Source organism: Planotetraspora sp. A-T 1434 (genome assembly GCF_025420585.1).
Classification (GTDB): domain Bacteria; phylum Actinomycetota; class Actinomycetes; order Streptosporangiales; family Streptosporangiaceae; genus JAOEGB01.
The window spans coordinates 1-26,917 of the sequence record NZ_JAOEGB010000043.1; the positions used below are offsets into that span (position 1 = coordinate 1).

The 26,917-nt window shown below is 70.4% G+C and carries 24 protein-coding genes and 1 pseudogene; 15 read left to right on the plus strand and 10 right to left on the minus strand.

Annotation, left to right across the window (positions count from 1 at the left end; all coding sequences use genetic code 11):
• Positions 1-878 precede the first annotated feature (878 nt).
• Positions 879-1,379: a hypothetical protein gene (locus N5079_RS33590; protein ID WP_261588249.1), complete on the minus strand. Its 501-nt coding sequence runs from the start codon at positions 1,377-1,379 to the stop codon at positions 879-881.
• A 250-nt stretch (positions 1,380-1,629) separates the two neighbouring features.
• Here N5079_RS33590 and N5079_RS33595 point away from each other — a divergent pair, with 250 nt between their 5' ends.
• Entirely contained in the window at positions 1,630-2,973 is a 1,344-nt protein-coding gene (locus N5079_RS33595; RefSeq protein ID WP_261588250.1) for an LCP family protein, read from the plus strand.
• Between the two features lie 46 nt (positions 2,974-3,019).
• Here N5079_RS33595 and N5079_RS33600 read toward each other — a convergent pair whose 3' ends face one another.
• On the minus strand, positions 3,020-4,129 hold the full coding sequence (locus N5079_RS33600; protein ID WP_261588251.1) for a hypothetical protein: 1,110 nt from the start codon (positions 4,127-4,129) through the stop codon (positions 3,020-3,022).
• A gap of 421 nt (positions 4,130-4,550) precedes the next feature.
• Between N5079_RS33600 and N5079_RS33605 the strand changes: the two genes are divergently transcribed.
• The 7 genes from N5079_RS33605 (at position 4,551) to N5079_RS33635 (ending at position 11,259) form a co-directional block, all read left to right on the plus strand.
• On the plus strand, positions 4,551-5,561 hold the full coding sequence (locus N5079_RS33605; protein ID WP_261588252.1) for a sulfate ABC transporter substrate-binding protein: 1,011 nt from the start codon (positions 4,551-4,553) through the stop codon (positions 5,559-5,561).
• A gap of 53 nt (positions 5,562-5,614) precedes the next feature.
• Positions 5,615-6,475, plus strand: a complete 861-nt coding sequence (gene cysT / locus N5079_RS33610; RefSeq protein ID WP_261588253.1) for a sulfate ABC transporter permease subunit CysT — start codon at positions 5,615-5,617, stop codon at positions 6,473-6,475.
• The gene (locus N5079_RS33615; protein WP_261588254.1) at positions 6,468-7,265 is read left to right on the plus strand and encodes a sulfate ABC transporter permease subunit; all 798 of its coding nucleotides are present in this window, start codon (positions 6,468-6,470) and stop codon (positions 7,263-7,265) included. Before cysT ends, N5079_RS33615 begins: the two co-directional genes overlap by 8 nt.
• Before the next feature lie 5 nt (positions 7,266-7,270).
• The gene (locus tag N5079_RS33620) at positions 7,271-8,236 is read left to right on the plus strand and encodes a sulfate/molybdate ABC transporter ATP-binding protein (protein WP_261588255.1); all 966 of its coding nucleotides are present in this window, start codon (positions 7,271-7,273) and stop codon (positions 8,234-8,236) included.
• Positions 8,237-8,239: 3 nt separating this feature from the next.
• A complete protein-coding gene (locus N5079_RS33625; RefSeq protein ID WP_261588256.1) occupies positions 8,240-8,632 on the plus strand; it encodes an RrF2 family transcriptional regulator in 393 nt (130 codons plus the stop codon).
• Positions 8,633-8,685: 53 nt separating this feature from the next.
• A complete protein-coding gene (locus N5079_RS33630) occupies positions 8,686-10,194 on the plus strand; it encodes a serine/threonine-protein kinase (protein WP_261588257.1) in 1,509 nt (502 codons plus the stop codon).
• Between the two features lie 132 nt (positions 10,195-10,326).
• Entirely contained in the window at positions 10,327-11,259 is a 933-nt protein-coding gene (locus tag N5079_RS33635) for an ATP-binding protein (protein ID WP_261588258.1), read from the plus strand.
• Positions 11,260-11,289: 30 nt separating this feature from the next.
• Here the strand turns inward: N5079_RS33635 and N5079_RS33640 are convergent, their stop codons facing one another.
• Positions 11,290-11,925: a TetR/AcrR family transcriptional regulator gene (locus tag N5079_RS33640; protein ID WP_261588259.1), complete on the minus strand. Its 636-nt coding sequence runs from the start codon at positions 11,923-11,925 to the stop codon at positions 11,290-11,292.
• Between the two features lie 76 nt (positions 11,926-12,001).
• On the opposite strand from N5079_RS33640, the gene N5079_RS33645 reads away from it, so the two are divergent.
• Positions 12,002-13,531: an FAD-dependent oxidoreductase gene (locus N5079_RS33645; RefSeq protein WP_261588260.1), complete on the plus strand. Its 1,530-nt coding sequence runs from the start codon at positions 12,002-12,004 to the stop codon at positions 13,529-13,531.
• Positions 13,532-13,703: 172 nt separating this feature from the next.
• Complete coding sequence (locus N5079_RS33650) at positions 13,704-14,351, plus strand: GNAT family N-acetyltransferase (RefSeq protein ID WP_261588261.1); 648 nt, start codon at positions 13,704-13,706, stop codon at positions 14,349-14,351.
• 121 nt (positions 14,352-14,472) lie between these two features.
• Here the strand turns inward: N5079_RS33650 and N5079_RS33655 are convergent, their stop codons facing one another.
• A complete protein-coding gene (locus N5079_RS33655; RefSeq protein ID WP_261588262.1) occupies positions 14,473-15,000 on the minus strand; it encodes a hypothetical protein in 528 nt (175 codons plus the stop codon).
• Between the two features lie 322 nt (positions 15,001-15,322).
• On the opposite strand from N5079_RS33655, the gene N5079_RS33660 reads away from it, so the two are divergent.
• Positions 15,323-18,322, plus strand: coding sequence for an AfsR/SARP family transcriptional regulator (locus tag N5079_RS33660; protein WP_261588263.1), 3,000 nt, complete (start codon positions 15,323-15,325; stop codon positions 18,320-18,322).
• A 237-nt stretch (positions 18,323-18,559) separates the two neighbouring features.
• Here N5079_RS33660 and N5079_RS33665 read toward each other — a convergent pair whose 3' ends face one another.
• Positions 18,560-20,041, minus strand: a complete 1,482-nt coding sequence (locus N5079_RS33665; RefSeq protein ID WP_261588264.1) for a class I SAM-dependent methyltransferase — start codon at positions 20,039-20,041, stop codon at positions 18,560-18,562.
• A gap of 140 nt (positions 20,042-20,181) precedes the next feature.
• Between N5079_RS33665 and N5079_RS33670 the strand changes: the two genes are divergently transcribed.
• Positions 20,182-20,541 carry a hypothetical protein gene (locus tag N5079_RS33670; protein ID WP_261588265.1) on the plus strand — a complete coding sequence of 120 codons (360 nt, stop codon included), beginning with the start codon at positions 20,182-20,184 and terminating at the stop codon, positions 20,539-20,541.
• Here the strand turns inward: N5079_RS33670 and N5079_RS33675 are convergent.
• The gene (locus N5079_RS33675) at positions 20,528-21,118 is read right to left on the minus strand and encodes a TetR/AcrR family transcriptional regulator (RefSeq protein ID WP_261588266.1); all 591 of its coding nucleotides are present in this window, start codon (positions 21,116-21,118) and stop codon (positions 20,528-20,530) included. The genes N5079_RS33670 and N5079_RS33675 overlap by 14 nt on opposite strands.
• 72 nt (positions 21,119-21,190) lie before the next feature.
• On the opposite strand from N5079_RS33675, the gene N5079_RS33680 reads away from it, so the two are divergent.
• From N5079_RS33680 to N5079_RS33690, 3 genes are all read left to right on the plus strand, one after another.
• Positions 21,191-21,667 (plus strand): winged helix-turn-helix transcriptional regulator, encoded by a 477-nt coding sequence (locus tag N5079_RS33680; RefSeq protein ID WP_261588267.1) that lies wholly within the window; start codon positions 21,191-21,193, stop codon positions 21,665-21,667.
• Positions 21,668-21,741: 74 nt separating this feature from the next.
• The gene (locus N5079_RS33685; RefSeq protein WP_261588268.1) at positions 21,742-22,593 is read left to right on the plus strand and encodes an SURF1 family protein; all 852 of its coding nucleotides are present in this window, start codon (positions 21,742-21,744) and stop codon (positions 22,591-22,593) included.
• An 82-nt stretch (positions 22,594-22,675) separates the two neighbouring features.
• Positions 22,676-23,872 (plus strand): amidohydrolase family protein, encoded by a 1,197-nt coding sequence (locus N5079_RS33690; RefSeq protein WP_261588269.1) that lies wholly within the window; start codon positions 22,676-22,678, stop codon positions 23,870-23,872.
• A 148-nt stretch (positions 23,873-24,020) separates the two neighbouring features.
• Here N5079_RS33690 and N5079_RS35715 read toward each other — a convergent pair.
• The 4 genes and pseudogenes from N5079_RS35715 to N5079_RS33705 all read right to left on the minus strand — a co-directional run.
• Positions 24,021-24,248, minus strand: a pseudogene (locus N5079_RS35715) (DUF1684 domain-containing protein); the annotation flags it as partial.
• Positions 24,223-24,573: a YkvA family protein gene (locus N5079_RS33695; RefSeq protein ID WP_261588270.1), complete on the minus strand. Its 351-nt coding sequence runs from the start codon at positions 24,571-24,573 to the stop codon at positions 24,223-24,225. The pseudogene N5079_RS35715 and the gene N5079_RS33695, both read right to left, overlap by 26 nt.
• Before the next feature lie 107 nt (positions 24,574-24,680).
• Positions 24,681-25,481, minus strand: coding sequence for an alpha/beta hydrolase family esterase (locus N5079_RS33700; RefSeq protein WP_261588271.1), 801 nt, complete (start codon positions 25,479-25,481; stop codon positions 24,681-24,683).
• Positions 25,482-25,880: 399 nt separating this feature from the next.
• The gene (locus N5079_RS33705; RefSeq protein WP_261588272.1) at positions 25,881-26,840 is read right to left on the minus strand and encodes an LLM class F420-dependent oxidoreductase; all 960 of its coding nucleotides are present in this window, start codon (positions 26,838-26,840) and stop codon (positions 25,881-25,883) included.
• Positions 26,841-26,917 lie beyond the last annotated feature (77 nt).

Sequence of the window (26,917 nt, forward strand, 5' to 3'; positions counted from 1 at the left end):
TTGCTGCCGTTCGACAATCACACGGTAAAACTACCAACCACCACCGACAAAAACGCCCCGCGATAACGCCGCCAATTCTCGTCAATTCCTGTCAACCGCCGCCGATTTGACGCCGATCACGGAATCGCCCGCCGTACGAAATTGACCTTAGCCCAAAAGGGCAAATGTCCTGATAATTACGCGCCTGAGAATAGGGCGGAGCCGGATCGGACGCGGAACGGGCACGCTCACCAGCACAGCACAAATTTCAGCGCAACGGACCAGCACGGTAAGTCGCCGTGCCACGCCAGCCAGGGACGCCAGGTGGCGCGCCAGGCAGGAGAAGCGGCGCGGAAGCGGCGCGGAAGCGGCGCGGAAGCGGCGCGGAAGCGGCGCGGAAGCGGCGCGGAAGCGGCGCGGAAGCGTGCACCTGCGCCGCAGTGCGGCGTTAGTTACGGGGCCACCTGCTGGAGGGGGTGCAGGCCAGGTGAGGCCCGCTACACCCAGCCGGGGCGGTCCCGCGCCAGGCACGGAAGCCGAACGCGGAAGCCCGAACGCGGAAGGGCGGAGAGGCCGGGCAGCTTCCCGGGCCGCGGTGCGGCGGTGAGTTACGGGGGGCGCCTGGTGGAGGGATGCGGGCCCGCGTGAGGCCCGCACAACTCCGCCGGGGGCATGTCCCGGCGACTCAGCGGGGGGCAGGTCCCGTGCAACTCAGCCGGGGTTGCGACTCAGCTGGGGGCAGGTCACGCCACCCAGCTGGGGGCAGGTCCCGCACGACTCAGCTGGGGGCAGGTCCCGCACGACTCAGCCGGGGGCAGGTCCCGCACGACTCAGCTGAGGGCAGGTCCCGCACCCCGCCGAGGGACGCAGGTTCTGCGCCGCGCAGCCGGGGGTCAGGACTAGGCCTGAGTGGGGAGGGCCGACCAGTCGATGGCGAGGCGCTGGGGGTTGGCGGGGTCGGACCAGATGCGGACCAGCCTGCCGGGGAGCACGGCGCCCATCAGGAGCCGGGGCAGGATCTGCCGGTGGCTCACCACGTAAGGCGCGCCGTCGGCGGGCTGGACCTGGAGGTCGAACGCGACGACGAGCTGGTCGTTCACCATGGTTCCCGTGTCTCGCATGGAAGTGACGAGAGCCTGCGCCGGGACTCCGGTGCCGATGAGGTCCTTGTTGCCCGTGCCGAGGAAGCTCTTCATCTGGCCGAGAACGCCCGTCGCCGGGCCCTGGCCGTTGACCAGCCTGGTGATGAGGACGATGGAGCTGATGATCGTTACGAACAGCCCTACGATGAAGGTCGGCACGCCCCACGACATCGTGTACAGCGAGGTCATGCCGTAGACGCCGCCGATCAGCAGGGTGAGTCCGGCCCCAACGCCGATGACGTATGCCGTGCGCAGCATTTTCACAACCTTTCGGGTTTCTCGTACGTCACAGTGATATGAGCGGACGCTTGATCACCGCTTGCAGCCCGCTTTCGAGAGCGTGAAACCCGACGTTCAGCCTCGATCGCTACACTTGGGCCGGTTTGCCGCTGTTGGCTCTCGACTCGGGTGAAAGCCCTGGTCCGACCCTCAGGAGTCATGAAACGTGGGTCTCGTCGACGTCCGTCCTGCACCCCCGACGGAGGACCTCCCGGCGCCGTCTCGCATTGTGCCCAGGTGGCGGGCGTGGCTGTGGGTGACGCTGTCGGCGGCCCTGGGCGTTCTGGTGGGAGCCGCGACCTTCGTGGTCACGGGATACGTCAAGCTCAGCGGCAACGTACGGCATGAGCAGGTGACCAAGGCGGATCTCGGGACCCAGCCCATCAAGATCAGCAAGGCCATGGACATCCTGATCGTCGGGTCCGACCAGCGCAACGGAGCCAACGCCAAATATGGCAAGGTCCCGGGAGAGCGGACCGACACGATCATTCTCGCCCACATCTCCCCCAAGCGGGACGGCGCGCTCCTGATCAGCTTCCCGCGCGACTCGCTCGTCCAGCTTCCGGCATGCTCGCCCAAGAGAGGCTCGACAGGGCAGCGCCCGCACATCGGCATGATCAACGAGTCGTTCAACTCCGGCGGCATCGGCTGCACCTGGAAGACCATCCAGTCGCTGACCGGCATCCACATCGACCACTTCGTGAAGGTCGACTTCACCGGGTTCAAGGCCATGGTGAACGCCTTGGACGGCGTGCAGGTCTGCCTGCCGCAGGCGGTGGACGACAAGAAAGCCTTCCTCCATCTCCCTGCGGGCAAGCAGGTCCTGAAAGGGGAGCAGGCGCTCGGCTATGTCCGGGAGCGCTACAAGCTCGGTGACGGATCGGACATCGGCCGGATCCAGCGGCAGCAGATGTTCCTCGCCTCGATGACCAAGAAGGCGATGAGCGGCGAGACGCTGACCAACCCCACGGCGCTCTTCGGCTTCCTGGACGCGGTGACGAAGTCCATCACCACCGACCCGGACCTCTCGCTGGGCGTCATGAAGGATCTCGCGATGAGCGCGAAGGGCCTCACCGCGGGGCAGATCAGGTTCGTCACGACCCCGTGGCGCTACTCGGTGACCAGCCCCGGCCGGGTGGAATGGGTGCAGCCGCAGGCGAACCGCCTGTTCAAGATGGTCGCGGCCGACCAGATCAGCCACAACGTCAAGAGCGGCGAGCAGAAGATCCCGAAGTCGCAGATCCACATCGTCGTCGAGAACGGCACGGGCTCGCAGGGCCTCGGCACCCAGGTCGCCGCCGAACTGGAGCAGCGGGGTTACCACATCGTCAAGATCGCGCCCGCGGCGAAGCCGTACACGAAGACAGTGATCAAGTACACCCCGAACGGGGAGAGCCGCGCGCCGCGACTGTTCCGCGAGGTGAAGAAGTCGACCACCTACATGGTCAAGAACGGGCAGACCCAGACGCTCGTGCTGGTCCTCGGGGCCGACTGGCAGGGCATGAAGCCCCCCAAGACCCTGGATGACGTCGAGGGTTTCGACGCCACCCAGGACAGCTGCACGGCTTCTTAAAGCCCGTCCGCGCTAACCCGTCCGCACGTACCCGTCCGCCAAGAGGTCAGAACAGCCAGCCGAACAGGCCTCCGTCGTGTCGCGGCGGGTCGGGCGGGCTGGACGGCGGGGCGGTCGTGGGAGCGGTCGTCGGCTGCGTCGGGCCGCTGGACGGAGGCGCGGGCGACTCCGACGACCCGTCCACCGCGACGGGGGGCTTCGACGTGGCGGGCGCCTTGGGAGACGGCCTGTGCGACGCGGACGCCTTCGTGGTGGGCGGCGCCGTGACATGAACGCGGCCCGGGGAGGTGGCCGTCGGCGCCGTGGTGACGGCCTCGGTGGGAACCGGGTCGTCAGGCGTCACGTCCGGGTCGCCGACCGGCTCGGTCGCCGTGATCGCCGTCGGCGACGAGACGGGAGCCCGGGCGGCGCAGTCGCTCCCGGACGGGCACGCGGCGTCGGACGGCTGCCCGATCCACGCGGTCAGCACCCAGATGGCGCCCACGACCGCCACGGTGATCGCCCCCGCCCGGAGCAGCACGCCCTTTCGCCGGCTCTCCGTGGCCTCCTCGGGGTCCTCGCCGCCCCGCCAGCCGGAGCCCAGGAAGCCGCCCGGCTCGGTGGTCCCGTCATCCAGGCCCCCCAGGTCGCCACGGTCGCCACGGTCGCCACGGTTCTCCGGGCCTTCCGGAACAGCCAGACCTTCCGAGATGTCCAGGCTCTCCGCGGTGTCCCGGCTTTCCACGCTCTCCCGGCTTTCCGAGCTCTCCCGGCTTTCCGAGGGTGCCCGACGCTCTCGCGCTGGGCTCAGGCCGTCCAGCGTGTCGGCGGGATCGCCCGTCACCCGCTCGACCCCGGAAGCGGGGGCAGAGGACGAAAGCGCGTCAGAGGACGAAAGCGGGTCAGCGAACGAAAGCGGGGCTGAGGACTCGGCTGCCGGAGACCGCCTCACCCATTCCTCGGAGAGAAGGTCGCCGCCCGGGACCTTGGGGCCCGCGCCACGGTCCGGAGCGGCCGGTCGAGGTGCCGAGCGCTGCCCGGGGCGTACGGCCATGTCGTCCAGCTCCTCCGACCAGAACCGGTCGCCATCCGTGCCGTACTGCCCGGGGGCGGGGATGTACGGCCGCACCAGCGGGCCGGTCTGCTCGGGCAGCTCCTCGGGGACCGGGGGGATCATTGCGGTCCTTCCTCTAGCGAATCGGTGCTAACAGATCTTCATAGCAGAACGGCGACCGAACCCGACACCAGTTGTCCGGAAATTTCACATCAGTCACTAAAGTTACGGTGACAGCTCTACCCCCGGGGGCACAACCAACCGCCAGCCGACGCGTCGTCACCCGTCTGATACGAGTCCCGCCTGTTACGAGTCCGAGCGGACGGGCACATGCCAGGGACACCCAGGGGACATCAAGGGCATCCACGGACTTCCGTACGGCAGGCACAGCGAGGCCCCGCCCGCTACCGGCCTGGGGCCGACCACAGGCGCATCGGCTAGGGAACAGCCCTATAACAAAAACCCACCCAACTTGACGGGAATCCGCTGCCTGGATTTTAATACGACGAAACCGACTTATTTAGTAGGAATCAAGGAGACGGGCATGAGAGTGCGCAGGCTCAGGGGTATCGCGGCCGCTGCCGTGGCGACCACCGCCCTGGTGACCGCCTGCGGGGGAGGGAACAGCTCTGCCGGGGGGGACGGCAAGGTCCAGTTGGCGCTGGTCGCCTATTCCACTCCGCAGGCGGCGTACAAGGACATCATCGCGGCGTTCCAGAAGACGCCCGAGGGCAAGAACATCACCTTCACCCAGTCGTACGGCGCGTCCGGCGACCAGAGCCGCGCGGTGGCCGCCGGGCTCAAGGCGGACATCGTCGAGTTCTCACTGGAGCCGGACATCACCCGGCTCGTCAAGGCCGGCCTCGTCGCCGACGACTGGAACAAGAACGCCACGAAGGGCTTTGTGACCAAGTCCGTCGTGGTCATCGGCACCCGCAAGGGCAACCCGAAGGGCCTCAAGACCTGGGACGACCTGATCAAGCCGGGCACCGAGGTCATCACGCCCAACCCGTTCACCTCGGGGGCCGCCCGCTGGAACCTGCTCGCGGGCTATGGCGCCAAGTCCAACAAGGGGACCGACCAGGCCGCGGGCCTGACGTACCTCGACTCGCTGCTCAAGAACGTGCCCGTCCAGGACGACAGCGGCCGCAAGGCGCTGCAGACCTTCACCGGCGGCAAGGGCGACGCGATCCTCACCTACGAGAACGAGGCGATCTTCGCCCAGCAGAACAAGCAGGAGCTCGACTACACGATCCCGGACTCGACGATCCTGATCGAGAACCCGGTCGCCGTGACGAAGAACTCCGCGCACCCCAAGGAGGCCGCGGCCTTCCTGAAGTACCTCTACTCGGTCGAGGCTCAGACGATCTTCGCGAAGAACGGCTACCGCCCCGTGACCGAGGGCGTGACGGGCTTCACCTGGCCACAGCCGGCGCAGCTGTTCACCATCGACGACCTCGGCGGCTGGTCGAAGATCACAACCGACTTCTTCGACCCGAAGACCGGCAAGGTCGCCGAAATCGAGCGCAAGCTCGGTGTGGCGACCGAGAAGTGACGGCCGGAAGTGACGACTGAGAAGACGACCAAGAAGACGACCAAGAAGACGACGTGACCACCGACACCGCTGTCCGTCCCGCCCCCGCACCCGGCTCGCCGGGCGCGGGGGCGCGGGCGCGTTCGCGCTTCCCGGTAAGCGGGGGCACGGCACTGGGCCTCGGCTCGGCCGTGCTGTACATGAGCCTGATCGTGCTCATCCCACTCGCCGTCGTGGTGTGGCGCTCCGCCGACCAGGGTCTTGGCTACTTCTGGCGGGCCGTCACGACTCCCGACGCGTGGGCCGCGCTCACCTTCACCGTGGGCGCCTCCGTGATCGTCGCGCTGATCAACCTCGTCATGGGGACGATCATCGCCTGGGTGCTCGTCCGCGACAGGTTCCCCGGCAAGGGGATCGTCGACACGCTCATCGACCTGCCGTTCGCGCTGCCGACGATCGTCGCCGGCCTGGTCCTGCTCGCGCTGTACGGTCCCGAGAGCCCGCTCGGGGTCAACCTGGCCTACAGCAGGATCGGCGTCGTGCTCGCCCTGCTGTTCGTCACGCTGCCGTTCGTCGTACGGACGGTCCAGCCGGTGCTGCTGGAGCTCGACAGGGACATGGAGCAGGCCGCGGCCTCTCTGGGCGCGAGCGCGTTCCAGACCTTCCGGCGGATCATCCTGCCGAATCTCGTGCCGGCGATGCTGTCCGGCACGGCCCTGGCGTTCACCCGGTCGATCGCCGAGTTCGGCTCGACCGTCCTGATCTCGGGAAACCTCCCGTTCAAGACCCAGGTGGCGGCCGTCAACATCTTCAGCCAGATCGAGGGCGACAACCAGACCGGGGCGGCGGCGATCTCGACGGTTCTGCTCATCGTGGCCCTGGTCGCGCTGATCTCGCTCGATCTCCTGCAACGCTGGGGGAGCCGCCGTGGCTAAGCCGCGTCTGTCTCGATGGGGCCTGCGCACGCTCGCGCTGGTCTATCTGCTCTTCCTGCTGGTCCTGCCGGTGGGTCTGATCATCTGGCGGACCTTCGGCGCGGGGCTCGGCCCGTTCTTCGACGCGCTGACCTCGCCGTCGGCGGTGCACGCCTTCCAGGTCACGCTGACCGTCGCGCTGTGGGCGGTGGTGGCCAACACGATCTTCGGCATCGGCGCGTCCATCCTCCTCGTCCGGCACCGGTTCCCCGGCAAGCGGCTGCTCAACGCGCTGATCGACCTGCCGATGGCCGTCTCTCCGGTCGTCGTCGGCCTCGCGCTCATCCTGGTCTACGGCCGGTACTCGCCCGTCGGCGGCCTGCTGGAGAGCTGGGGCGTCCAGGTCATCTTCTCCACGCCGGGCATGGTGCTGGCCACCGTGTTCGTGTCGCTGCCCCTGGTCGTCCGCGCGGTCGTGCCCGTCCTGGAGGAGCTCGGCGACGAGCAGGAGCAGGCCGCGCACACCCTGGGAGCCAGCCGGCTGCAGGCGTTCCGCCGCATCACGCTTCCCGGGATCCGGTCGGCCCTGGCGTACGGCGTGGTGCTGTGCCTGGCCCGGTCGCTCGGCGAGTACGGTGCGGTGGCCGTGGTCTCCGGCCGTCTCGTCGACCAGACCCAGACGCTCACGCTCTTCGTCGAGGAGCGGTTCCAGAACTTCGACCAGCCCGCCGCCTTCGCCGCGGCGACGGCCCTCGCGCTCATCGCCGTGATCACCCTGCTGCTCACCAAGCTCCTGCGCCCGAAGGATTGAACCCCATGGCCATCGAAGTACGTGACGTGAACAAGTCGTTCGGGACGACGCCCGTCCTGCGCGACGTGTCCATCGATGTCGAGTCGGGGTCGCTCACGGCTCTGCTCGGCCCGAGCGGCGGCGGCAAGTCGACGCTGCTGCGCGTCATCGCCGGGCTCGAGCAGCCCGACACCGGCACCGTGATGATCTCCGGGGTCGACGCCACCCGCCTGTCGCCGCAGCGGCGCAACGTCGGGTTCGTCTTCCAGCACTACGCCGCGTTCAAGCACCTGTCGGTCTTCCGGAACGTGGCCTTCGGGCTGGAGATCCGCAAGCGGCCCAAGGACGAGATCCGCAAACGGGTCATGGAACTCCTGGAGCTCGTCCACCTGGAGAAGATGGCCGACCGCTACCCGTCGCAGCTCTCCGGAGGGCAGCGTCAGCGGATGGCCCTCGCCCGCGCCCTGGCGGTCGAGCCCGAGGTGCTGCTGCTCGACGAGCCGTTCGGGGCGCTCGACGCGCAGGTGCGCAAGGAGCTGCGCACGTGGCTCCGCCGCCTGCACGACGAGGTGCACGTCACCACGGTGTTCGTCACGCACGACCAGGAGGAGGCCATCGAGGTGGCCGACACGATCGTCGTGCTGGCCAACGGGGCCGTCGAGCAGGTCGGCAGCCCCGCCGAGGTGTACGACAACCCGGCGAACCCGTTCGTGATGCGGTTCCTCGGCCCGGTCACCGAGATCGGCGGCAGTCTCGTGCGCCCGCACGACATCGAGATCAGCACCACCCCGACCGAGGGAGCCACGGAGGCGACGGTCTCCCGGATCGTACGGCTCGGCTTCGAGGTCCGGGTTGAGCTGGAGATCGCGGGCCAGGAGGCCTGGGTTCAGGTGACACGGGGATTCGCCGAGCGACTGGCCCTTCAGCCGGGCGACACCGTCAACGTCAGGCCCAATCCCGGCAGCCGGTCGCTGGCCCTGAGCGCCGTGTAGCAGATGCGGCTTTCCGCCCGGACGCAGTACGCCCTGCGTGCCGCCGCCGAGCTGGCGGCGGCACCGCCCGGACCGGTGCCCGCGGAGAAGATCGCGGCCGCCCAGGACATCCCCCGGAGGTTCCTGGACAACATCCTGCTCCAGCTCCGGCGCGCCGGTTTGATCCACAGCCAGCGCGGCCCCGACGGCGGCTACTGGCTCGCCCGCCCCGCCACGGAGATCAGCCTCGCCGACATCATCGTGGTCGTGGAGGGAGTCTCCCAGGACAGTGAACGGTTCCCGGGGGTCGCCGAGCCGCTCGCCGACGTCTGGACGGCCCTGCGCCAGTACGAGCACGCGACCCTCACAGAGATCACGCTGGCCCATATCGCAAGTGGTTCCCTTCCGCCCCTTTAGTTGTGGAAGACTCCGCATTCAGTGATATTTGCCCGGGCGTAGAGGCAGGCGGGATGGGTACTGCGGGGCAGCTGATCGTCAAGCGATATCGGCTGGTGCGCGCTCTCGGCCAGGGCAGCATGGGCATCGTCTGGGAGGCCCGCGACACTCTTCTGGACCGGCCCGTCGCCGTCAGGCAGGTGCTCCTCCCCTCCGACCTCCGGGAGAGCCGGCGGACCGAGCTCGCCCAGCGCGTCGCCCGCGAGGCCCGCCAGGCGGAACGGCTCCGCCACCCCAACATCGCGGCCGTCTACGACGTGGCCGAGGAGGACGGCGCCCCCTACATCGTCATGGAGTTGGTCCGCTCCCGCTCGCTCGACGGCATCGTCGCGAGCGACGGCCCGCTCACCCCCGAGAAGGCCGCGCCGATCGTCAGGAAGATCCTGACCGCGCTGACCTACGCCCACGCGTCCGGAGTGCGGCACGGCGACGTCCGGCCGTCCAACGTGCTCATCGGACACGACGGGCGGGTGCTGCTGGCCGACTTCGGGACGGGGGCCCTGGCCGCCGATCCGGCCTTCGCCCGGGCCGCCGCCGAGCGGTCGCCCGCGCACGGCGATCCGGCGAGCGTCGCCCGGGGCGTATCCGCCTTCCTCGCGCCGGAGCGGGCCGGCGGCTCCAACACCGGGGGCTCCAGCGCCGGGGGCGGCGCCCCCACCGTGGCGTCGGACCTCTGGTCCCTCGGCGCCGTCCTCCACCTGGCGGTCACCGGGCGGCGGCCCACCGGCACTCTCGACAGCGTTCCCGACGCGCTCCGGACGGTCGTCCAGGGGCTGCTCACGCGGGATCCGAAGAAGCGGCTCACCCCCGAGACCGCCGACCGCCTGCTGGCCGCGATCGAGCCCGTGGCCGCCCCACAGCCGCCACCCGCGGGCGGGAGCCGTACGAGACTGATCGCGGGGATCGCGACGGCGGCGCTGCTCGCCGGAGCGGTGGGCGGCTGGGCGGTGCTGCGCCCGGCTACCCACCCGACGCCGATCCCGCTCTCGTACGCCGACGTCCCCGTCGCGTCGCCCTCCGGGCCGGCGCCGTCTCCGAGCCCGGTGCAGGTGACGAGGCTCAAGCTGAAGTGGCACAAGGCGGACGTGGGCTGGCGTGCCGGGGTGCCGAAGGACTGGACCCTCGACCAGACCGACTACTCCACGTGGTGGCTCGACCCCGAGGGCCGGGCCCAGCTCAACGTCGAGGTCACCGGCCAGAGCGGGACCGACCCCCTGGGAGCGCTCCACGAGGCCGAGGCGATCCTCTACCCGAGCGTGAAGGCCTACCGGAAGCTCCGTCTCAAGACCGTCACCAGCAAGTACGGCACGGCGGCCGACTGGGAGTTCACCTGGACGCAGCGGAAGGCGTCGGCGGAGACCCACCTGGCCAAGGGCGTCGCCTACCACCAGTTCCGCCGCGTGATCTCGACGGGCACCACCACCAGCGTGCTGACCTGGACGACCATGGCCGACGACTGGGACCGCCTACGGCCCACTCTCATCAAGGTCTTCGCACTCTTCCAGCCGCCGCCCACGGCCTGAAGGCCAGGCCCCGAACCGCCCGGGCTGAAACCGAGACGCCACGACCGCGAGTCACCGTGTCCGCGCGGTCGCGCTGTGCCATGATTGCCTTCGAGTGAAAATGGTTTTCATCATCGGTTGAGGTGGGGTCTCGTGCGGGTGGCGTTCGTCGGCAAGGGCGGAAGCGGCAAGACGACCCTGTCGTCGCTGTTCGCCAGGTATGCGGCACAGCGGGGTCCGGTCGTCGCGGTGGACGCGGACATCAACCAGCATCTCGGCCTGGCGCTGGGCGCGACGGCCGGTCCCGAGCCGCTGGGCGGCATGATCGGCGAGATCAAGGACTACCTGCGCGGCGACAACCCGCTGATCCGTGACGCCGCGGCGATGGTGAAGACCACCCCGCCCGGCCGGGGCTCCCGCCTCGTCCGCCTCGACGATCCGTTCTTCCCGTCCAGCGAGGTCGAGGGCGTCTCGCTCATGGTCACCGGGCCCTTCACCGAGGACGATCTCGGCGTCGCCTGTTACCACTCCAAGGTCGGCGCGGTGGAGCTCTACCTGAACCACCTGGTCGACGGCCCGGGCGAATACGTGGTCGTCGACATGACCGCCGGGGCCGACTCCTTCGCCTCCGGCCTGTTCACCCGGTTCGACCTCACCTTCCTGGTCGCCGAGCCGACCCGGCAGGGCGTGAGCGTCTACCGGCAGTACCACGACTACGCCGCCGACTTCGACGTCCGGATCGCGGTCGTGGGCAACAAGATCCAGTCTCCGGGCGACGTCGACTTCCTGCGCGAGCACGCCGGCGACGACCTGCTGACCTGGTTCGAGCACTCCCCCGCCGTGCGCGCGATGGAGCAGGGCAGGCCGTTCACGCTCGCGGACCTGGAGCCCGCCAACCATCAGGCGCTCGGCACGCTCCTGGCCCACCTGGACGCGCAGCCGAAGGACTGGGAGAAGTTCGGCAGGCAGACGGCCGAGTTCCATATCAAGAACGCCAGAGCCTGGGCGAACCGGGCCACCGGCGAGGACCTCACCGCCCAGATCGACCCCGGCTTCGTGTACGGCCCGGCCGTCGCGGCGCCGTGAGGAATCGCATCGGCTTCCGGGCCCGGAGACTCAGCGCGGATCCAGATCCAGTGCCCGTTCCAGGGCGTCGAAGGAGCGGTTAAGCAGCGCGATGTGGTCCTCGATCACGTCGTCCGCCCGTTCCCCCGCCATGATCCTGCGAACGCCCGTGGCGTAGGCCGTACGGTATGCCGCGACGACCAGCGCCGCCTCGACCCGGGGCCAGGGGTCACCGGGCTCCGCTCCGGCCGCCTCCGCAAGCAGGGCGGCGAGCAGGCTCTCCAGCTCGTCCGCCCACTCCCTGGCCCGGGCCTGCAGCCCCGGTGAGTCGAGCACGACCTGCCAGAAATATTCGTATCCGTCGCCCATCCCGCCCAGCGGGTGCCGCCGCTCCAGGAGGCCCAGCACGAGGCGGCGCAGGGCGGACAGGGGCCTCTCGCCTTCCGGGCGCTCGCGGACGGCCTGAGTGATCAGCTCGACCGCCTCCGGGAAGCGGTCGAGGAACAGGTCCTCCTTCCGCGGGAAGTAGTTGAAGACCGTCTTCGTCGAGACGCCGGCCGCCTCCGCCACCTCGGCGACCGTGACGTTGTCGAATCCGCGCCGGATGAACAGGCCCGAGGCCACATCCGAGATCAGCTTCCTGGTCTGCCGTTTCTTCCGCTCACGAAGCCCGATCTCATCGCCCACGGGATGACTATAGTTGAAGGAAGTTTATAGTCGATGTAACTTTCTATCGACTGTACAAACCTTCCAAGGGAGTGACATGTCCTCGTACGACGTCGACGTGGTGGTGGCGGGCGGCGGCCCGGTGGGGCTGATGCTGGCCTGCGAACTGCGGCTCGGAGGAGTCTCGGTAGTGGTGCTGGAACGGCTGGCCGAGGTGGACCCGACGATCAAGGCCGGGGCGCTGAACACGCCCAGCGTGGAGGCGCTCTACCGGCGCGGCATGCTGCCGGCCCTCCGGGAGGCCCACGAGCGCAACATGGAGGCCGTCACGGGGTTCGCGCGGCAGCGGGCCCCGGAGGGAGGCCCCGTCCAGCCGCCGCCGAGGTTCGCCGGCCACTTCGCCGCCATCATGCTCAGCGCCGACCGGCTCGACGCGTCCGATCCCGGCCTCACCGGCCACGGCCCGGCCGATCTGATCGGCCTGGTGAGCCAGCAGCAACTGGAGGTCCTGCTCGCTGAGCGGGCCGCCGAGCTCGGGGCCGAGGTGCGCCGTGGAGTCGAGGTGACCGGCTTCGCCGCCGACGCCGACGGAGTCACCGTGACCACCACCCGGGAGCCCGTCCGCGGCCGCTGGCTGGTGGGCTGCGACGGGGGCAGGAGCACGGTCCGCAAGCTCGCCGGATTCGACTTCCCCGGCACCGAGCCCGAGATCAGCGCACACCAGGCCCTGGTGGAGATGGAAGGGGCCGAGTCTCTGGGGAGGGGCTGGCACGCCACGCCGACGGGCGTCTACGCCCACGGGCCCGTGCCGGGCCGCATCCTCACCGTCGAGTTCGGCGGCACGCCCGCCGATCGGGACGCCCCCGTCACGGCCGACGAACTGCAGGCCTCGATCCGCAATGTCAGCGGGACGGATGTCGTCGTGACCGGGGTCAAGACCGCGACCCGGTTCACCGACAACGCGCGCCAGGCCACGACCTACCGGCTCGGCCGGGTGCTGCTCGCAGGCGACGCCGCCCACGTCCACTCGCCGTTCGGCGGCCAGGGCCTCAACCTGGGCCTGGGAGACGCGATGAACCTCGGGTGGAAGCTCGCGGCGACCGTGCGGGGATGGGCGCCCGAGGGGCTGCTGGACACCTACACCGCCGAACGGCATCCGATCGGCGCCTGGGTGCTGGACTGGACGCGCGCCCAGGTGGCGCTGATGCGGCCGGACCCGCGCGCCCGAGCGCTCCGCCAGGTGATGACCGAACTCATCGACACCGTCACCGGCACGACCTACTTCGCCAAGAAGATCTCCGGAGTGTGGCAGCGGTACGACATGGACGGCGGGCACCCGCTGGTCGGCGGCAGCGCGCCGGACCTGGAGCTCGCCGACGGGTCCAGGCTCGCCGACCAGCTCCACGACGGCAGGGCACTGCTCATCGGCCCCGACGATGAGCCGCACGCCCTGGCCGGAGGGTACGGCGAGCGGCTCAAGGTGGTCCCGGCGAGCTTCCCCGAGCGGCCCGAGCTGGCCGGACTGCTCGTGCGGCCGGACGGGTTCGTGGCCTGGGCCGCGGACGCCGACCAGGTGGACCTCGGTGCCCTGAAGCAGGCCCTGCCGGCCTGGCTCGGCACGCCCTGAGGCCGTTTGCGATCTTTGCCCAAATCTTTACCCGGCACGGCCGGGCGGCCAGCTCGAATTTGGCCCTCTGACCTGCGGTTTTCTCGGCGAGCGGCTCGATTAACCTGAGGCCCCACAAGATGCCTCGTGTCATTTGGTTCCGGCCAACTTACGCAGACCCCATCATGTGCTCATGCCCGCTTTTGTCACCCTGTCCGGGCGCTCCGTGCGCCTGGAACCGCTCAGCCTCGCGGTGCTCGACGACCTCGTCGCCGCGGCGAGTGAAGACCGTTCGACGTACGCCTTCACTCGCGTTCCCGCTTGCCGGGAAGAGATGGTCTCCTACGTGGAGGCCTCCTTGGCTGAGCAGGCGGAGGGCCGCACGATGCCCTTCGCCATCCGGTGGCTGCACACCGACCGTGTGGTCGGTGCCACCCGTCTGATGAACCTGGAGTACTGGCAGGGGCCGATGCCTTGGCCTCCCGGTACCAAGGGTGTGGTCGGCGAGGTCCCGTCCGTGGCGGACATCGGTTACACCTGGCTCGCGGCGTCGGCCCAGGGAACCGGTGTGAACAGGGAGAGCAAGTTCCTGATGCTCTCCCTCGCGTTCGAGACCTGGCAGGTTCACCGGATCACCCTCAAGGCCGACGTACGCAACACCCGATCCCGGGCCGCCATCGAGGCCCTCGGCGCGCACCTGGACGGTGTGCGACGAGCGGACAGCCGAGGCGCCGACGACACGGTCCGAGATACGGCGTACTACTCGATCCTCCGCCCCGAATGGCCCGCCCTTCGAGAACGCCTCCGCGCGAGGCTGAGCCTCGTGGAAGCGGCCGCCTGACCCTTCGACCACACGGAACAACGGAACATCGGAGAAGCGGCGCGGCCCGCCCCCTGAAGAGGGGACGGGCCGCGTCTGTGTGAGTGCGATTGGGTGAGTTCGACCAGGCGGCCGGGCGCGGTCACGCCTCGTAGTCGTAGTCGTCGTCGTAGGCGTTGTACAGGTCGTGCCACGAGCCGCACTTCACCGGGTAGCTGCTGTTCAGACCGATCTGGCAGACCTTGGCCTGGACCTGCGCGACGTCGTAGCGGTAGAAGTTGAACTGCTTGTAGCCGCCGGCCCCGCAGTACTTGTACGACTTGAAGCTCGAGGACCAGTCGTCCTCCTCGTCTTCCCAGTTCTGGACGCGGAACTTGATGTAGGCGCACTTGCCGCCCTCATCCTCGGTGCGGTGGTCGAGGTCCCACAGCTTGCCGGTGATGTGGACGCTGTTGGACTCGTCGTCGTCGTAGTTGACGTCGATGTAGCCCTTGGCCTTGGCGAGGTGGTTGCTCGACCAGTACGGGCCCCAGTAGCCGTCGTAGTCGGACGAGGCGGAGGCGGCCGAGGCCGTGGAGGCGTTGGCGGCCGTCGAGAGGGCCGGGACGCCGACGGCGAGGGCGGCGGTCGTGGCGGCGAGACCAATGACGGTGCGGACGGAGCGACGCATTTCGGTTCTCCTGTGGTTGAGGACGATCCCCCGGCTGCTTTCCGGGTGCAAGCCATTGATAGGGCCGCCCGCCTGCAAGCCGCTTTCACCTGCCTGACACCCCGTTTGCAAGCCGCTTTCAGTCCCTGAAGGAGGACCTGAACCAAGACATGGCCGCCCCCGCAGGGGCCATGCCTCGGTGATCTCAGGATGGGGATCGGCGCTCAACACCCGATCAACGGCCGATCAACGCGTGGATGAACGACAAAGACCTTCCCTATTGGTCCCGCGCTGCGGGATCTATCATTTGGTCGGAAAACTTGCCATTGGGAGAAAAGCGCACATGCCTGATGACGTCACCGAGGACGGCCTCCGCTTCGCCGTGCTCGGACCCGTCCTGGCCTGGCGCGGCGGCGTCGAGCTGGATCTGGGCACGCCGTTGCAGCGTTCGATCCTCGCGATGCTGCTCCTCCGGGAGGGTCGCGCGGTCACGCCGGCCGAGATGATCGACGCGGTGTGGGGCGAGGACGCGCCGCCTCGCGCGCTCGGTGCCCTGCGCACCTACGTCTCCCGCCTCCGGACCGTCCTGGAGCCGGAACGTTCCCCCCGGACCCGTCCCGAGCTGCTCACCTCCGTCGGGCGCGGCTACGCGCTGCGCCTGGAGACGGCCAGGCTCGACCTCGGCGTCTTCGAGCGGGAGGCCGCCGCCGCGGAGGCCGCCCGCCGATCGGGCCGGATGGACGAGGCGGCCCGCCTCCTGCGTGACGCCCTCGCCCTCTGGTCGGGGGAGCCGCTGGCCGGCGCGGTCGGGCCGTACGCCGACCACCAGCGCGACCGGCTCATCGAGCGCCGCATGGCGACCGTCGAGACGCTGATGGAGCTCGACCTGGAGCTGGGGCGGCACGCCGAGGTGGTCTCCGAGCTGATCGCCCTGACCGCGGACCACCCACTGCGCGAGCGGCTGCGCGCCCAGCTGATGCTGGCGTACTACCGCTGCGGGCGACAGGCCGAGGCCCTGTCCGTCTTCACCGACACCCGGGACGCCCTGATCGAGGAGCTCGGGATCGAGCCGGGCACCGAGCTGACGGAGCTGCACCGCCGCATCCTGTCCGCCGACCGGTCCCTCACGCTCGCGAAGACCTCCGATTCTGTACGGCTCACGCCCCTGCCCGAGACCGGCGAGGACGACGCGGCGGAGCCCGGACCAGCCGTCGAGATGCCGAAACCGGCGCAGCTTCCGGCCGCCGTGAGCGACTTCACCGGCCGCGCCGGGCTCGTCCACCGGCTGCTCGGCCTGCTCCGCGGCGGCGGCGAGGGGGTGCCGGTCGCCGCCATGTCCGGCATCGGCGGCGTGGGCAAGACGACGCTCGCCGTCCATGTGGCGCATCTGGCCGACGACCTGTTCCCCGACGGCCAGCTCTACGCGGACCTGCGCGGATACGGCCAGGAGCCGACCCCTCCCGAGACCGCGCTGGTGGCGTTCCTGCGGGCCCTCGGCATCCCGGTCGACGTCATCCCCGACGGCCTGGCGGACCGGTCGGCCCTGTTCCGGTCGCTGCTGGCCGACCGCCGCATGCTCGTACTGCTCGACAACGCCCGCGACGCCGAGCAGGTGGAGCACCTGCTGCCCGGGTCAGCCGGCTGCGCGGCGATCATCACGAGCCGCGGCAAGCTGGCCGACCTGCCGTCGGCGCGGCTCATCGACCTCGACGTTATGGAACCCGACGAGGCTCTCTCGCTGCTGGGGGCGGTGGCCGGGCCGGAGCGGGTGGCCGCCGAGCGCGCCGCCGCCATGGACGTGGTCGCCGCGTGCGGCTTCCTTCCGCTGGCGGTCCGCATCGTGGCGGCCCGGCTCGCCGCCCGCCCCTCGTGGACGGTGGCCTCCCTCGTCCCCCGGCTCGCCGACGAGCGCCGCCGCCTCGACGAGATGAAGATCGGCAACCTGGCGGTGTCCGCCACCTTCGCGCTGGGCTACGGCCAGCTCGACCCCCAGCAGGCCAGGGCGTTCCGGCTGCTCTCGCTGCCCGCCGGGTCGGACATCTCCGTCCTCGCGGCGGCGGCCGTACTGGATCTGAGCCCGGTCGGCGCGGAGGACCTGCTGGAGTCGCTCGTCGACGCCAGCCTGCTGGAGGCCCCGGCTCCCGGGCGGTACCGCTTCCACGACCTGCTGAAGCTCTTCGCCCGGCGGCAGGCGGAGGACACCGACGACCCGGCGGCCAGGGCGCTCGCGCTGCGGCGCCTGCTGGGTTTTTATCTGGCCTCCGCGAGGTCGGCCCACCGGCTCGCGTACGAGGGCAGCGCGGTCGCGGACAACCTCATGGTGATCGGGCCGCACGGCCACACGTTCTCGTCGGCCGACGAGGCGGTGGCCTGGCTGTCGGCCGAGGCCGAGGACCTGTTCGCCGCCATCGGCCAGGCCGCCGAGCCGGCGAGCGGCGGTGAGGACCTCCTCCCGGCGGCCGACCTGCTGCTCGCGATGGAGCCGCTGCTGGAGTCGGGGACGAACCAGCGGGACTTCGAAAAACGCGTCGCGGTGATGCTGGACGCCACGCGGCGCGTCGGCGACCGGCGCAGCGAGATGCGCTGCCGCTACGTGCTGGGGCGTGTCCTGTTCGGGGCCAACCGGCTCTCCGAGGCCGAGGAGCAGTTCCTCGCGGCGCGGGCGCTCGGGGAGGACACCGGGGACCACATCGTGCTCGGGGAGACGTGCAACGCCCTCGCGGTGGTGGCCGGGCGGCAGCGCCGCCACACCGAGGCCCTGGAATGGTTCGACCGGGCGACGACCGTCTATCGCGAGGTCGGCAACCCGGCGGGCGAGGCCCTGGTGCTGAGCTACTCGGCCCGCGACCACATGGGTCTCGGGCACCCCGAGGACGCCATCGCCGCGTCCGAGCGGGGCCTGGCCATCTTCACGGAGATCGGCAGCGGCGCCGGCATCGCCCGCGCCCGCTACCACCTCGGCACCGTCCTGTCCTACGTCGGCCGGCTCAACGAGGCCGTCGTCCACCACGCCGAGTGCCTGGCCTTCTTCCGGGCGAGCAACCAGCGGGTGTGGGAGCAGCGGGTCTGCTACCGGCTCGCGGCCACGTTCATCGCGGCCGGGCGGTTCGCGGAGGCGGCGCGGCACGCCGATCAGGCGCTGACCGTCAGCCGCGAGATCACTCACCCGTACGGCGAGGCCCAGTCGCTGGCCGCGCTCGGGAAGGCCCTGCGCGGCATGGGCGAGACCCAGCGCGGGCGGGACGCCCTAGTCAAGGCCCTCGACCTCTTCACCCGGCTCGGCTCCCCCGAGGCTGAGGACGTCCGGGCCCTCCTCCTGGAGCTCGACCAGGTCGAAACGTAGGTCGTCGTCCATCCGCGTCATCCGGACGTGGTTGATCACGCTGTCTCCGTTTCCAAAGGTTGGGTGCGCCCGGCCGGCCGTCGGACCACCACCAGGTGCGCAGGGGGCCCGGTGCTTCCGGAGCGCCTGGTGACGGCTAGCCGCCTCACTAGGACGGCCGGCCGGACTTGGCGCGGATCTCGAACCCCCCCAGACCCGCGCCCATGACCAGGGTCGTGGTTCGCGGTCAACGTCCGATCAACGCGTGCTTGCACGGGCTTGTGCAACGCGGAAGTAGCCCTCGGCGACGAGTGGCCGCAGCGTCTCCGGCGCGCGTCGCAGCAGGCCGGCGGGGTCCTCACCGAGGAGTTCGGCGATCGCGGCGAGCAGTGGCCGCACCGGCAGGTCTCCGTCGCATACTCCGGCGAGCGCCGCCTCCACCGTCCCCACGGCGGTCGTACGGCGCAGCCCCCGCGTCTGCCGGAGGACGATCCGCGACGGGTCGTCGGCGCCCGGCGGCCCCATCCGCTCCTCGACCACCCCGTCCGCCACGGCGAGGAACGCGTCGAGCAGGTCCTCGTCGGTCATCCGGTGGCCCAGTTTGATCGCTTCGAGGATCTCCTCCACTTGCGCGCCGACCGGAAGCTCGACCTGCTGAGGGAGCTCCTCCACGCGGACGACCGGGTCCATCGCGCCCGAGTTGTGCAGGGCGATCCAGCCGAACCCGACGCCGGTCACGTCCATCGACTCGAACCACGCGAGCCACTCGTCGTACCGCTCCCGGTAGGCCGAGGTGCCCTGCTCCGCCGAGTCGCGCAGCCACAACTCGACGTACTCCGCGGGGTCCTGCACGTCACGTTGCACGGCCCAGCCGTCGCAGCCGGTCTCCGCCAGCCAGCCGCCCACCCTGTCCTGCCAGTCCTCGCCCTTCACGTGCAGCCAGTTGGCGAGGAGCCGGCCGTGTCCCCCGTGGCCGAGGTGCCGGGGCGTGAGCCGTACGAGATCGCGGCAGAAGTCGTCGCCGCGGAAGCCGGACTCGCGGTAGGTGAGCCGGGCCGCGGGCGAGATGACGAACGGCGGGTTGGAGACGACCAGGTCGAAGCGCTCGCCGCCGACCGGGTCGTACATCGAGCCCTCGCGGGCGTCGACCTCGGGGACGCCGGAGAGGCGCCAGCTCAGCCCGGCCAGCCGCAGCGCCCTGCGGTTCACGTCGGTCGCGACGATCTCCTCCGCCCGCCCGGCCAGGTGCAGGACCTGGACGCCGCAGCCGGTGCCCAGATCGAGCGCTCTGCCGACGGGCCCCGTCACTCCGAGCTGGGCGAGGTTCGCCGACGCGCCGCCCGCGCCGACGACGTGGTCGCCCCGGATCGCGGGGTCGCCGGGCCGCACCTTGCGGTCGGACACCACCCAGGCCGGCGCGCCCGAGCCGGTGTCCCACGGCTGCAGATGCACCGTGGCCTGTACGGCGTCGCCGAGCCGGACGAGCAGCCCGGCCTCGATCAGGTCGTGCAGCGGCAGGTCGGCGGCGGCCATGCTGACCGGCGCGCCCAGCCACCACAGGCGGATGAGCACGGCGAGCGGGTCGCCGTCCCTGGTCGCGCGCATCGCGGGGACGATCTCCTCGCGGGCGAGGGCCGACGCGGCCATGTCGCCCAGCCGCTCCCGCACGCCGTCGATCGTGTAGCCGGACTCGACAAACCTGTCACGAAGCCGTCGGACCAGGTCAGATGAGGCGTCCACGGAACGAATCTATCGTGAGCCGGCGGCCCGGTGGACCTTCTCCGGCCGATCGCCGCACGCGGGGATAAGCGCGCTGCAAGTCCCCTTCAAGGGGTGGGCCCTAAGACTGACGGGTAGCCGCCGTCCCGAGGAACCCCGCGATGATGATCCCCTGCCTGGCCTGCGAGTCCCGCTTCCACCCCGACGAGTACTTCAGCGCCTGCCACGACTACAACCGCGGCAGGGATCTCGTCGCGTGGACGTGCCCGCGCTGCGGCAACCGGGACGACATCCGCGTCTACCCGGGAGAGCTGGGCTTCGGGTACGTCCGGCGCGGGCGGTACGACGTGCACGACCGGATCCGGGTGCCGGGAATGCGCCGCCGGCGTCACGACCTGCGGCTGGACATCTCGCTCGACGAGCGGGTCTGGCGCGTCCGCACCCGTGGCCTTCCACTGGTCCCGCCGATGATCCCGCCCATGGTCCCGCCGATGGTCCCGCCGATGGTCAGGGCATCCTGAGGCTGTTCCACGCGGCCTCGCCGAGCCCGCGGATCTCCTCCTCGGTCGGCTGGTGCGCCCCGGTGAACCACAGGCGGCACATCTCCTGGGCAGGGCCGAGCCACAGGACGTAGCACATGGTGGCGTGGACCGGCCGGAGCAGGCCGTCCTTCATGTGGGGCCGCCACCAGTCGGACACCTGGCGGAAGAACGTGCGCCTGAGCTCGGTGACCTCGGGGCCGCCCGGCTCCTCGCGGCGGGGCGGCCGCTCGCTGACGAGGATCCGCGCCCGCTCGGGATGCTCGCCACACCAGGCCATGTGGAGGGCGACGATCGCCTCGATCCCGCTGCGGGCGTCGTCGTGGCGGATGAGCTCGCCGACGAAGGCGTCCTGGTACATCTGGAGTATCTCGGAGTACAACACGCCGAAAACGTGTTCTTTGCTCGCGAAGTGGTGATAGAAACTTCCCACACTGACGCCGCTCTCCTCGCGGAGGCTGGCGAGCGTGGTGGCGGACACACCGTCCTGGCTGAAGCGGCGCAACGCGCCCTCAATGATCCGGGTGCGGCCGTCTCGCCCGTTCTTCGCGCTCTTCACGTGCTTAATGGTGTCCTAACAGAACCTTGTTCTGCAAATCCGGTCAAAGAGCCGGGCGCAAATGGACTTACGATGCCTGACATGCGGCGCTACCGGGTGGACAACTGCTCGATCGAGCGGACGCTCGCCGTGCTCGGCGAGAAGTGGACGTTCCTGGTCCTGCGCGAGGCGTTCAACGGGGTGCGGCGCTTCGCCGACTTCCAGGCGGGCACGGGCGCGCCCCGGCAGGTGCTGAGCGCGCGGCTCGCCCGGCTGGTGGCGGAGGGGCTGCTGCGCAAGGAGCCCTACCAGGAGCCCGGACAGCGGCAGCGCGACGAGTACCGCCTCACCCAGAAGGGCCTCGACCTCTACCCGATCTTGATCTCGCTGATGCACTGGGGTGATCGCCACCTGGCCGACCAGGACGGCGCTCCGATGATCGTCACCCACCGGGACTGCGGCGCGCCCGTCCGGCTGCACCTGCGCTGCGCCGAGGGCCACGAGGTCGCCGGCCCTCGCGAGGTCACCCCTCGCCCGGGTCCGGGCGCCCGGTGGAGCGCCTCGGCTTGACAGAGCCGGCACTGACAGAGCCGGCACAGGACGCTGGAAGCAGGACCACTCCCCCCTCTGCCTAGGCTGGTCACGTGTACCGGTTCCTCCTCACGCCGCGCTGGGTCGGGCTCCACCTGCTCGTGCTCGCGCTGATCCCCGCCTTCCTCTTCCTGGGGAAGTGGCAGTACGGGCGGTTCGAGGAGCGGTCGGCCGCGAGCAGCCGGATCACCGCCAACCTGGGCACACCGCCGGTGCCGCTGACCCGGCTCGACTCGGTGGGCGCGGCCGTACCGGACTCGGCGAAGTACCGCCTGGTCACCGTCACCGGGCACTACGACACAGGGCGCGAGCTGGCGGTGAGGCGGCGGACCCAGAACAGCCGCCTCGGGTTCTACGTGGTCACGCCGCTGATCACCCCGCAGGGAGCCGTCCTGGTCAACCGAGGCTGGGTGCCGGCGGGCGCGACCGCCGAGGCGCCGCCCGTGATTCCGCCGCCTCCGTCCGGCGAGGTGACGGTCACCGGACGGCTCCGGCCCACCGAGACGGAGGACTCCACGGGCATCAGGAACCGCTCCGGACTGCCCCCCGGCCAGGTCCTGCTCATCAACACGGCCGGCATCGAGAAGGCCCTGCCGTACCGGCTGTTCGGCGGGTTCGTGGAGCTGACCGGGCAGCGGCCGCAGGGCGGGCCCGCGCCGGAGCCGGTGCCGGCGCCCGACGTGGGCGGCGGCGGTGGCCTCAACCTGGCCTATGCCGTGCAGTGGTGGCTGTTCATCGGCGTGGCGGTCGGCGGCTGGGCGCTCCTCATCCGGCGCGAGGCCCGCGACCTCCAGTCGGCCCGGGAGGCCCCCCAGGGTCCGGAGCAGGATCCGGAGCAGGATCCGGAGCAGGACCCGGCGGAGGACGCCGAGCCCCTCGACCAGGGCGGCTTTACAAGATCGTGACATCACGCGGTGAACGAACGGATACCAACCGGAGACCTTGCAGCTTGTTCGGTGTTATCCCTAGGCTCTAACGTTTACTACCGTGACGACGCCGCTGCATCCCGACCCAGAGCCGAGGCGGCGGGACTACGTGATCATATCGGTCGACGATCATCTGATCGAGCCGTCTGATCTCTTCGAGGGCCGCCTGCCGGAGAAGTACAAGGACCAGGCGCCCAAGGTCGTGGAGACCGATGCCGGCCACCAGGTGTGGCGGTACGCCGGGACGACCTATCCGTGCGCCGGGCTCGACGTGGGCGCGGGCCTGCCGAAGGAGCAGTGGACGCTCGACCCCGTCCGCTTCGAGGACATGCGGCCCGGCTGCTACGACATCGAGGAGCGGATCGCCGACATGGACCGCGCGGGTGTCTGGGCGGCCCTGTGCTTCCCGGGCATGCTCGCGACCCAGGCCGGCATGCCGTTCGCCAGGACCCGCGACCAGGATCTCGGCCTGGCCCTCGTCAAGGCGTGGAACGACTGGCACGTGGACGTGTGGGCCGGCACCTACCCCGAGCGGATGATCGCGCTGCAGCTCCCCTGGCTACCCGACCCCGAGGTGGCGGCCAAGGAGATCAGGGCCAACGCGGCCCGCGGCTTCAAGGCCGTGGTGTTCCCCGAGTTCTCCACGAGGCTGCGGCTCCCGTCGATCCACAGCCGCCACTGGGACCCGTTCTTCGCCGCCTGCGAGGAGACCGGCACGGTCGTCTGCCTGCACACCGGAGCGTCCTCCTGGGCCCCCGTGCCCTCGACGGACACCCCGATCGAGGCGATCACCACGCTGATCCCCGCGAGCGCGATGTTCGCGTGCGCGGACTGGCTCTGGTCGGGCGTGCCGCTGCGGTTCCCCGCACTGCGGATCCTGATCGTGGAGGGCGGCGTCAGCTGGCTGCCGATGCTGGCGGAGCGGGCCGACTACGCGCTCGACCACCCGGTCGCCTCCGAGGCGGGCTGGGACGGCGGCCTCAAGCCGAGCGAGGTGCTCCGGCGCAACTTCTTCTTTGGCACGCTCGACGACAGCGCGCTCGGGGCGGTACGGCTCGCGGTCGGCATGGAGCACGTGCTGCTGGAGAGCGGCTACCCTCGCGCGGAGTCGAACTGGCCCGACAACCAGCGCGCGGTCGCCCGCAACCTCGGCAGCCTGCCGCCCGCCGACCTCGCCCGAGTCGCGTACGGCAACGCGGCCCGCCTGTTCGGGCACCCGCTGCCCTCCCGCGCCTGGCTCCGCATGGAGGAGCTGTAGTCCCCACGGCGAGGTCGTGCGACACCATCACGACCGTCAGCCCGCGGGTCTCCCGTGGCGCGGGCGATGGCGATGCGCTGCCGCTGCCCGCCGGAGAACTCAGTGCGCGCCGAAGCCGTCCCCGGAAGACCGGGCGCTTCTCCCCGGCCTCGATGGCCACGTCGAAGCGGTTCTGCGGCGGGGGCAGGGGGCAGTTGAAGTGGGGGGAGAATCCGCACGGCGGCACGTACGCGCGGTTGAAGTCGAGCACCACCCGGTCGTCGCCCGGCACGCGCGGCACGGTGAGGAACCGGCCGCCGCCCCGTGTCGATGTGCTGGCGCTCCAGGCGGGTCGCCGGTCACGCTGTCCGTCAGGGGGCAGAGCGACGACCGTCAGTCGGGATACGGGTGTTCTCCCACTCCACGTAGCGGCCGCCCTCTCCGAGCAGCGCCGTCACCAGCCAGATGAGCACGCCGAAGTCGTCCACGACGCCGATGCCGAGCAGGAAGTCGGGGATGGCGTCGATCGGGGACACGATGTAGGCGACGGCCATGCCCAGCATTGCGAGCTTGCCCTTGCCGAGCCCGGGGTAGTCGCCCCTCGCCGCCGCGCGGACCATCCGGGGCAGCGCCTTGATCCGGGCCCCCAGGCCGGGTGATCCGGGCCGGGACACCTCCTGGTAGGCACGCCAGGTCGCCGCCGCACGTCCTGCCTTCGCCATGATGGCCACCTCCGGGAGGCAATCTGCCCGCTTTGCACTTTCATTAACGTGCCACCTCGCTCAACGTGCGGACCGTTCCCAGCGTTCCGGGGCGGCTACCGGGGCGGCTAGCGGGCGGCCGCGTGCCGGCTGAACGCCTGGAGGATGAGGCCGGTGGCATCGAGCCTGGTGGTCCTCCCCAGCGCGCCGAGCTGGATGCCGCCCGGCCAGGTGTGCCCACCGCCGTCGATGACGTACGCCTCGACCGTCGCGCCTCCCCCGCAGCGGAACGTCCGGAGCGCCACATCGGAGGCCGGCCTGCTTTCCACACCCCGGCCGCAGGCCATCGAAGCCGTCCACCGCGACAGGGTCGTCTCGAAAGGCGGAAGCCGCACGCTCCTGAGCCAGGCGGGCACCGAGAACCCGCGGATCTGGGCCGGCAGGTTCACCCGGCCCCCGCCGTACGGCACGACCTGGTCGGCGGTGCCATGAAACGTGATGATCGAGGTCGGGCGGGGGTGGGCGCAGGGCCTGGCGATCGTGATGCCGCTGACCGGCGCGACCGCCGCGAGCCGCCCGCCGAGCCCGCAGACGAGCGCGGCCGCCATCCCGGCACCGTTGGACATACCCGCGGCGAACTCCCTGGTCCTGTCGACGCACAACGTCGCCTCGAGGTGGTCGAGCAGCACCCGGGCCGCTCGGATCTCGACCTGCTGCGCCCGCGACGGGCCCCTGCCGAAGCCGGGCAGGATCCATCCCGGCAAGCCCGAAACTGTCTCAGGAGTGACAATGATGTAGCCGAGGTTGGTCCCCGCGATCGGCAGCCGGGTGTAGGCGTCCTGCTGGACGGCGTTCGACCCCAGGCCGTGGTAGTTGAGCACGAGCGGCGCGGGCGACGTGTTCGGAAAGCCGACCGGCATGCTGAGCACGTAGTCGAGCTTGATCCCGTGAACCCGGACCTGGTTTCTGCCTCCGATCGGCGGAGTTTTTCCACAGCCTGTGGACATACCGGGGGACACAGGCGACGCGGGGGACGCCTTCGCCGAGGTTCTCGTCGTCTCAGGCGCCTTACCGGTCGAGTCACCGGTCTCGGTGGAGGACGGCGAGCAGCCGGCGAGGGCGGCGCACACCCCGGCACAGACCACGGCACAGATCACGGCACGAACCACGGCACGCGGCGCGGGAGACAGTGCGGACCGTGCGGGAGACAGTGCGGCAGACAACGCGGCAGACAACGCGGCAGACAACGCGGCGGACAGTGCTCCACGCGCCGCGATCAGGCCGGGCGGCCTCCGCATCCCGATCCTCCCTCCGGGCCCGAGACCCGGTTATCCGAGACCGGGGGCCAGGTACCGTACGGCCTGCGCGACCGGGACGTCGCCGCCCGGCAGCGGGGCCAGGACAGGGGTGTCCAGGCCACTCGCCACATACTCCCGGATCCGGGCGCGGCATGTCGCGGCATCGCCGTGCACGATGAGATCGTCCACGACCTCGTCCGGGATGGCCTTGACCGCGGCCTGCCGGTCCCCCGCCGCCCACGCCTCGTGCATGGGCCGCAACACGTCGCCGCGCCCGAGCCAGTCGTGGAAGGCCGCGTACACCGGCACGGTGAGATAGGCGGCCAGCATCCGGCGGGCGAGTTCGCGCACACGCCCGGCGTCCTCGCTCACCACGACGAACAGCCGGGCGATGAGCTCGGTCTCCGGCCCCAGTTCGGCGCGGACCTTCCGTACGTCCTGGGGTGACACCCAGTTGGTGATCGCGCCGTCCGCCTCGCTCGCGGCCAGGCGGAGCATGCGCGGGCGCAGCGCGGCCAACACGATCTTCGGCGGGACGGCGGGAGCCCGCTCCAGCCGGAAGCCGTTCACCTGGAAGGTCTCGTAGCTCTCGGTGACCTTCTGCCCGGCCAGGGCGGCGCGCAGGAACCGCAGGGTGTCACGGGTGCGGGCGTACGGCTTGACGAACTCCCCGGCGTTCCAGCGCTCCACGATGACGGGCGAGGACGCGCCGATGCCGAGCACGAACCGGCCGGGGGCCACGTCGGCCAGCGTCGCGGCCGACATGGCGAGCAAACCGGGGCCGCGCGTGGAGACCGGCACGATGGCGCTGCCCAGCCGCAGGCCGGGCGCCCAATCGGCGGCCAAGGCGAGCGGGACGAACCCGTCCGTGCCGCTCACCTCGGCCGACCAGGCGTCGGTGTATCCCAGCTCCGGCAACTCCGCGATCAGCGCCTTCGACTCGGTCAGCGTCTCGTCGAAGAACGGGATCGTGATGCCCCAACGGTCCACGGCCACTCCTTCCGGGAGAATCCTTTGAAGCCCTGACCGTACCAACCGGACGGTATGGCTTGCTGGGCTGGTCGGCC

Bases quoted from the DNA above. Each gene is read 5' to 3' on its own strand.
- N5079_RS33680 (WP_261588267.1), top strand. From the start codon at position 21,191: ATGCCTGACATGCGGCGCTACCGGGTGGACAACTGCTCGATCGAGCGG.
- N5079_RS33625 (WP_261588256.1), top strand. From the start codon at position 8,240: ATGCGGCTTTCCGCCCGGACGCAGTACGCCCTGCGTGCCGCCGCCGAG.
- N5079_RS33695 (WP_261588270.1), bottom strand. From the start codon at position 24,573: ATGGCGAAGGCAGGACGTGCGGCGGCGACCTGGCGTGCCTACCAGGAG.
- N5079_RS33670 (WP_261588265.1), top strand. From the start codon at position 20,182: ATGATGATCCCCTGCCTGGCCTGCGAGTCCCGCTTCCACCCCGACGAG.
- N5079_RS33630 (WP_261588257.1), top strand. From the start codon at position 8,686: ATGGGTACTGCGGGGCAGCTGATCGTCAAGCGATATCGGCTGGTGCGC.
- N5079_RS33590 (WP_261588249.1), bottom strand. From the start codon at position 1,379: ATGCTGCGCACGGCATACGTCATCGGCGTTGGGGCCGGACTCACCCTG.
- N5079_RS33600 (WP_261588251.1), bottom strand. From the start codon at position 4,129: ATGATCCCCCCGGTCCCCGAGGAGCTGCCCGAGCAGACCGGCCCGCTG.
- N5079_RS33650 (WP_261588261.1), top strand. From the start codon at position 13,704: ATGCCCGCTTTTGTCACCCTGTCCGGGCGCTCCGTGCGCCTGGAACCG.
- N5079_RS33620 (WP_261588255.1), top strand. From the start codon at position 7,271: ATGGCCATCGAAGTACGTGACGTGAACAAGTCGTTCGGGACGACGCCC.
- N5079_RS33660 (WP_261588263.1), top strand. From the start codon at position 15,323: ATGCCTGATGACGTCACCGAGGACGGCCTCCGCTTCGCCGTGCTCGGA.
- N5079_RS33605 (WP_261588252.1), top strand. From the start codon at position 4,551: ATGAGAGTGCGCAGGCTCAGGGGTATCGCGGCCGCTGCCGTGGCGACC.
- N5079_RS33645 (WP_261588260.1), top strand. From the start codon at position 12,002: ATGTCCTCGTACGACGTCGACGTGGTGGTGGCGGGCGGCGGCCCGGTG.
- N5079_RS33655 (WP_261588262.1), bottom strand. From the start codon at position 15,000: ATGCGTCGCTCCGTCCGCACCGTCATTGGTCTCGCCGCCACGACCGCC.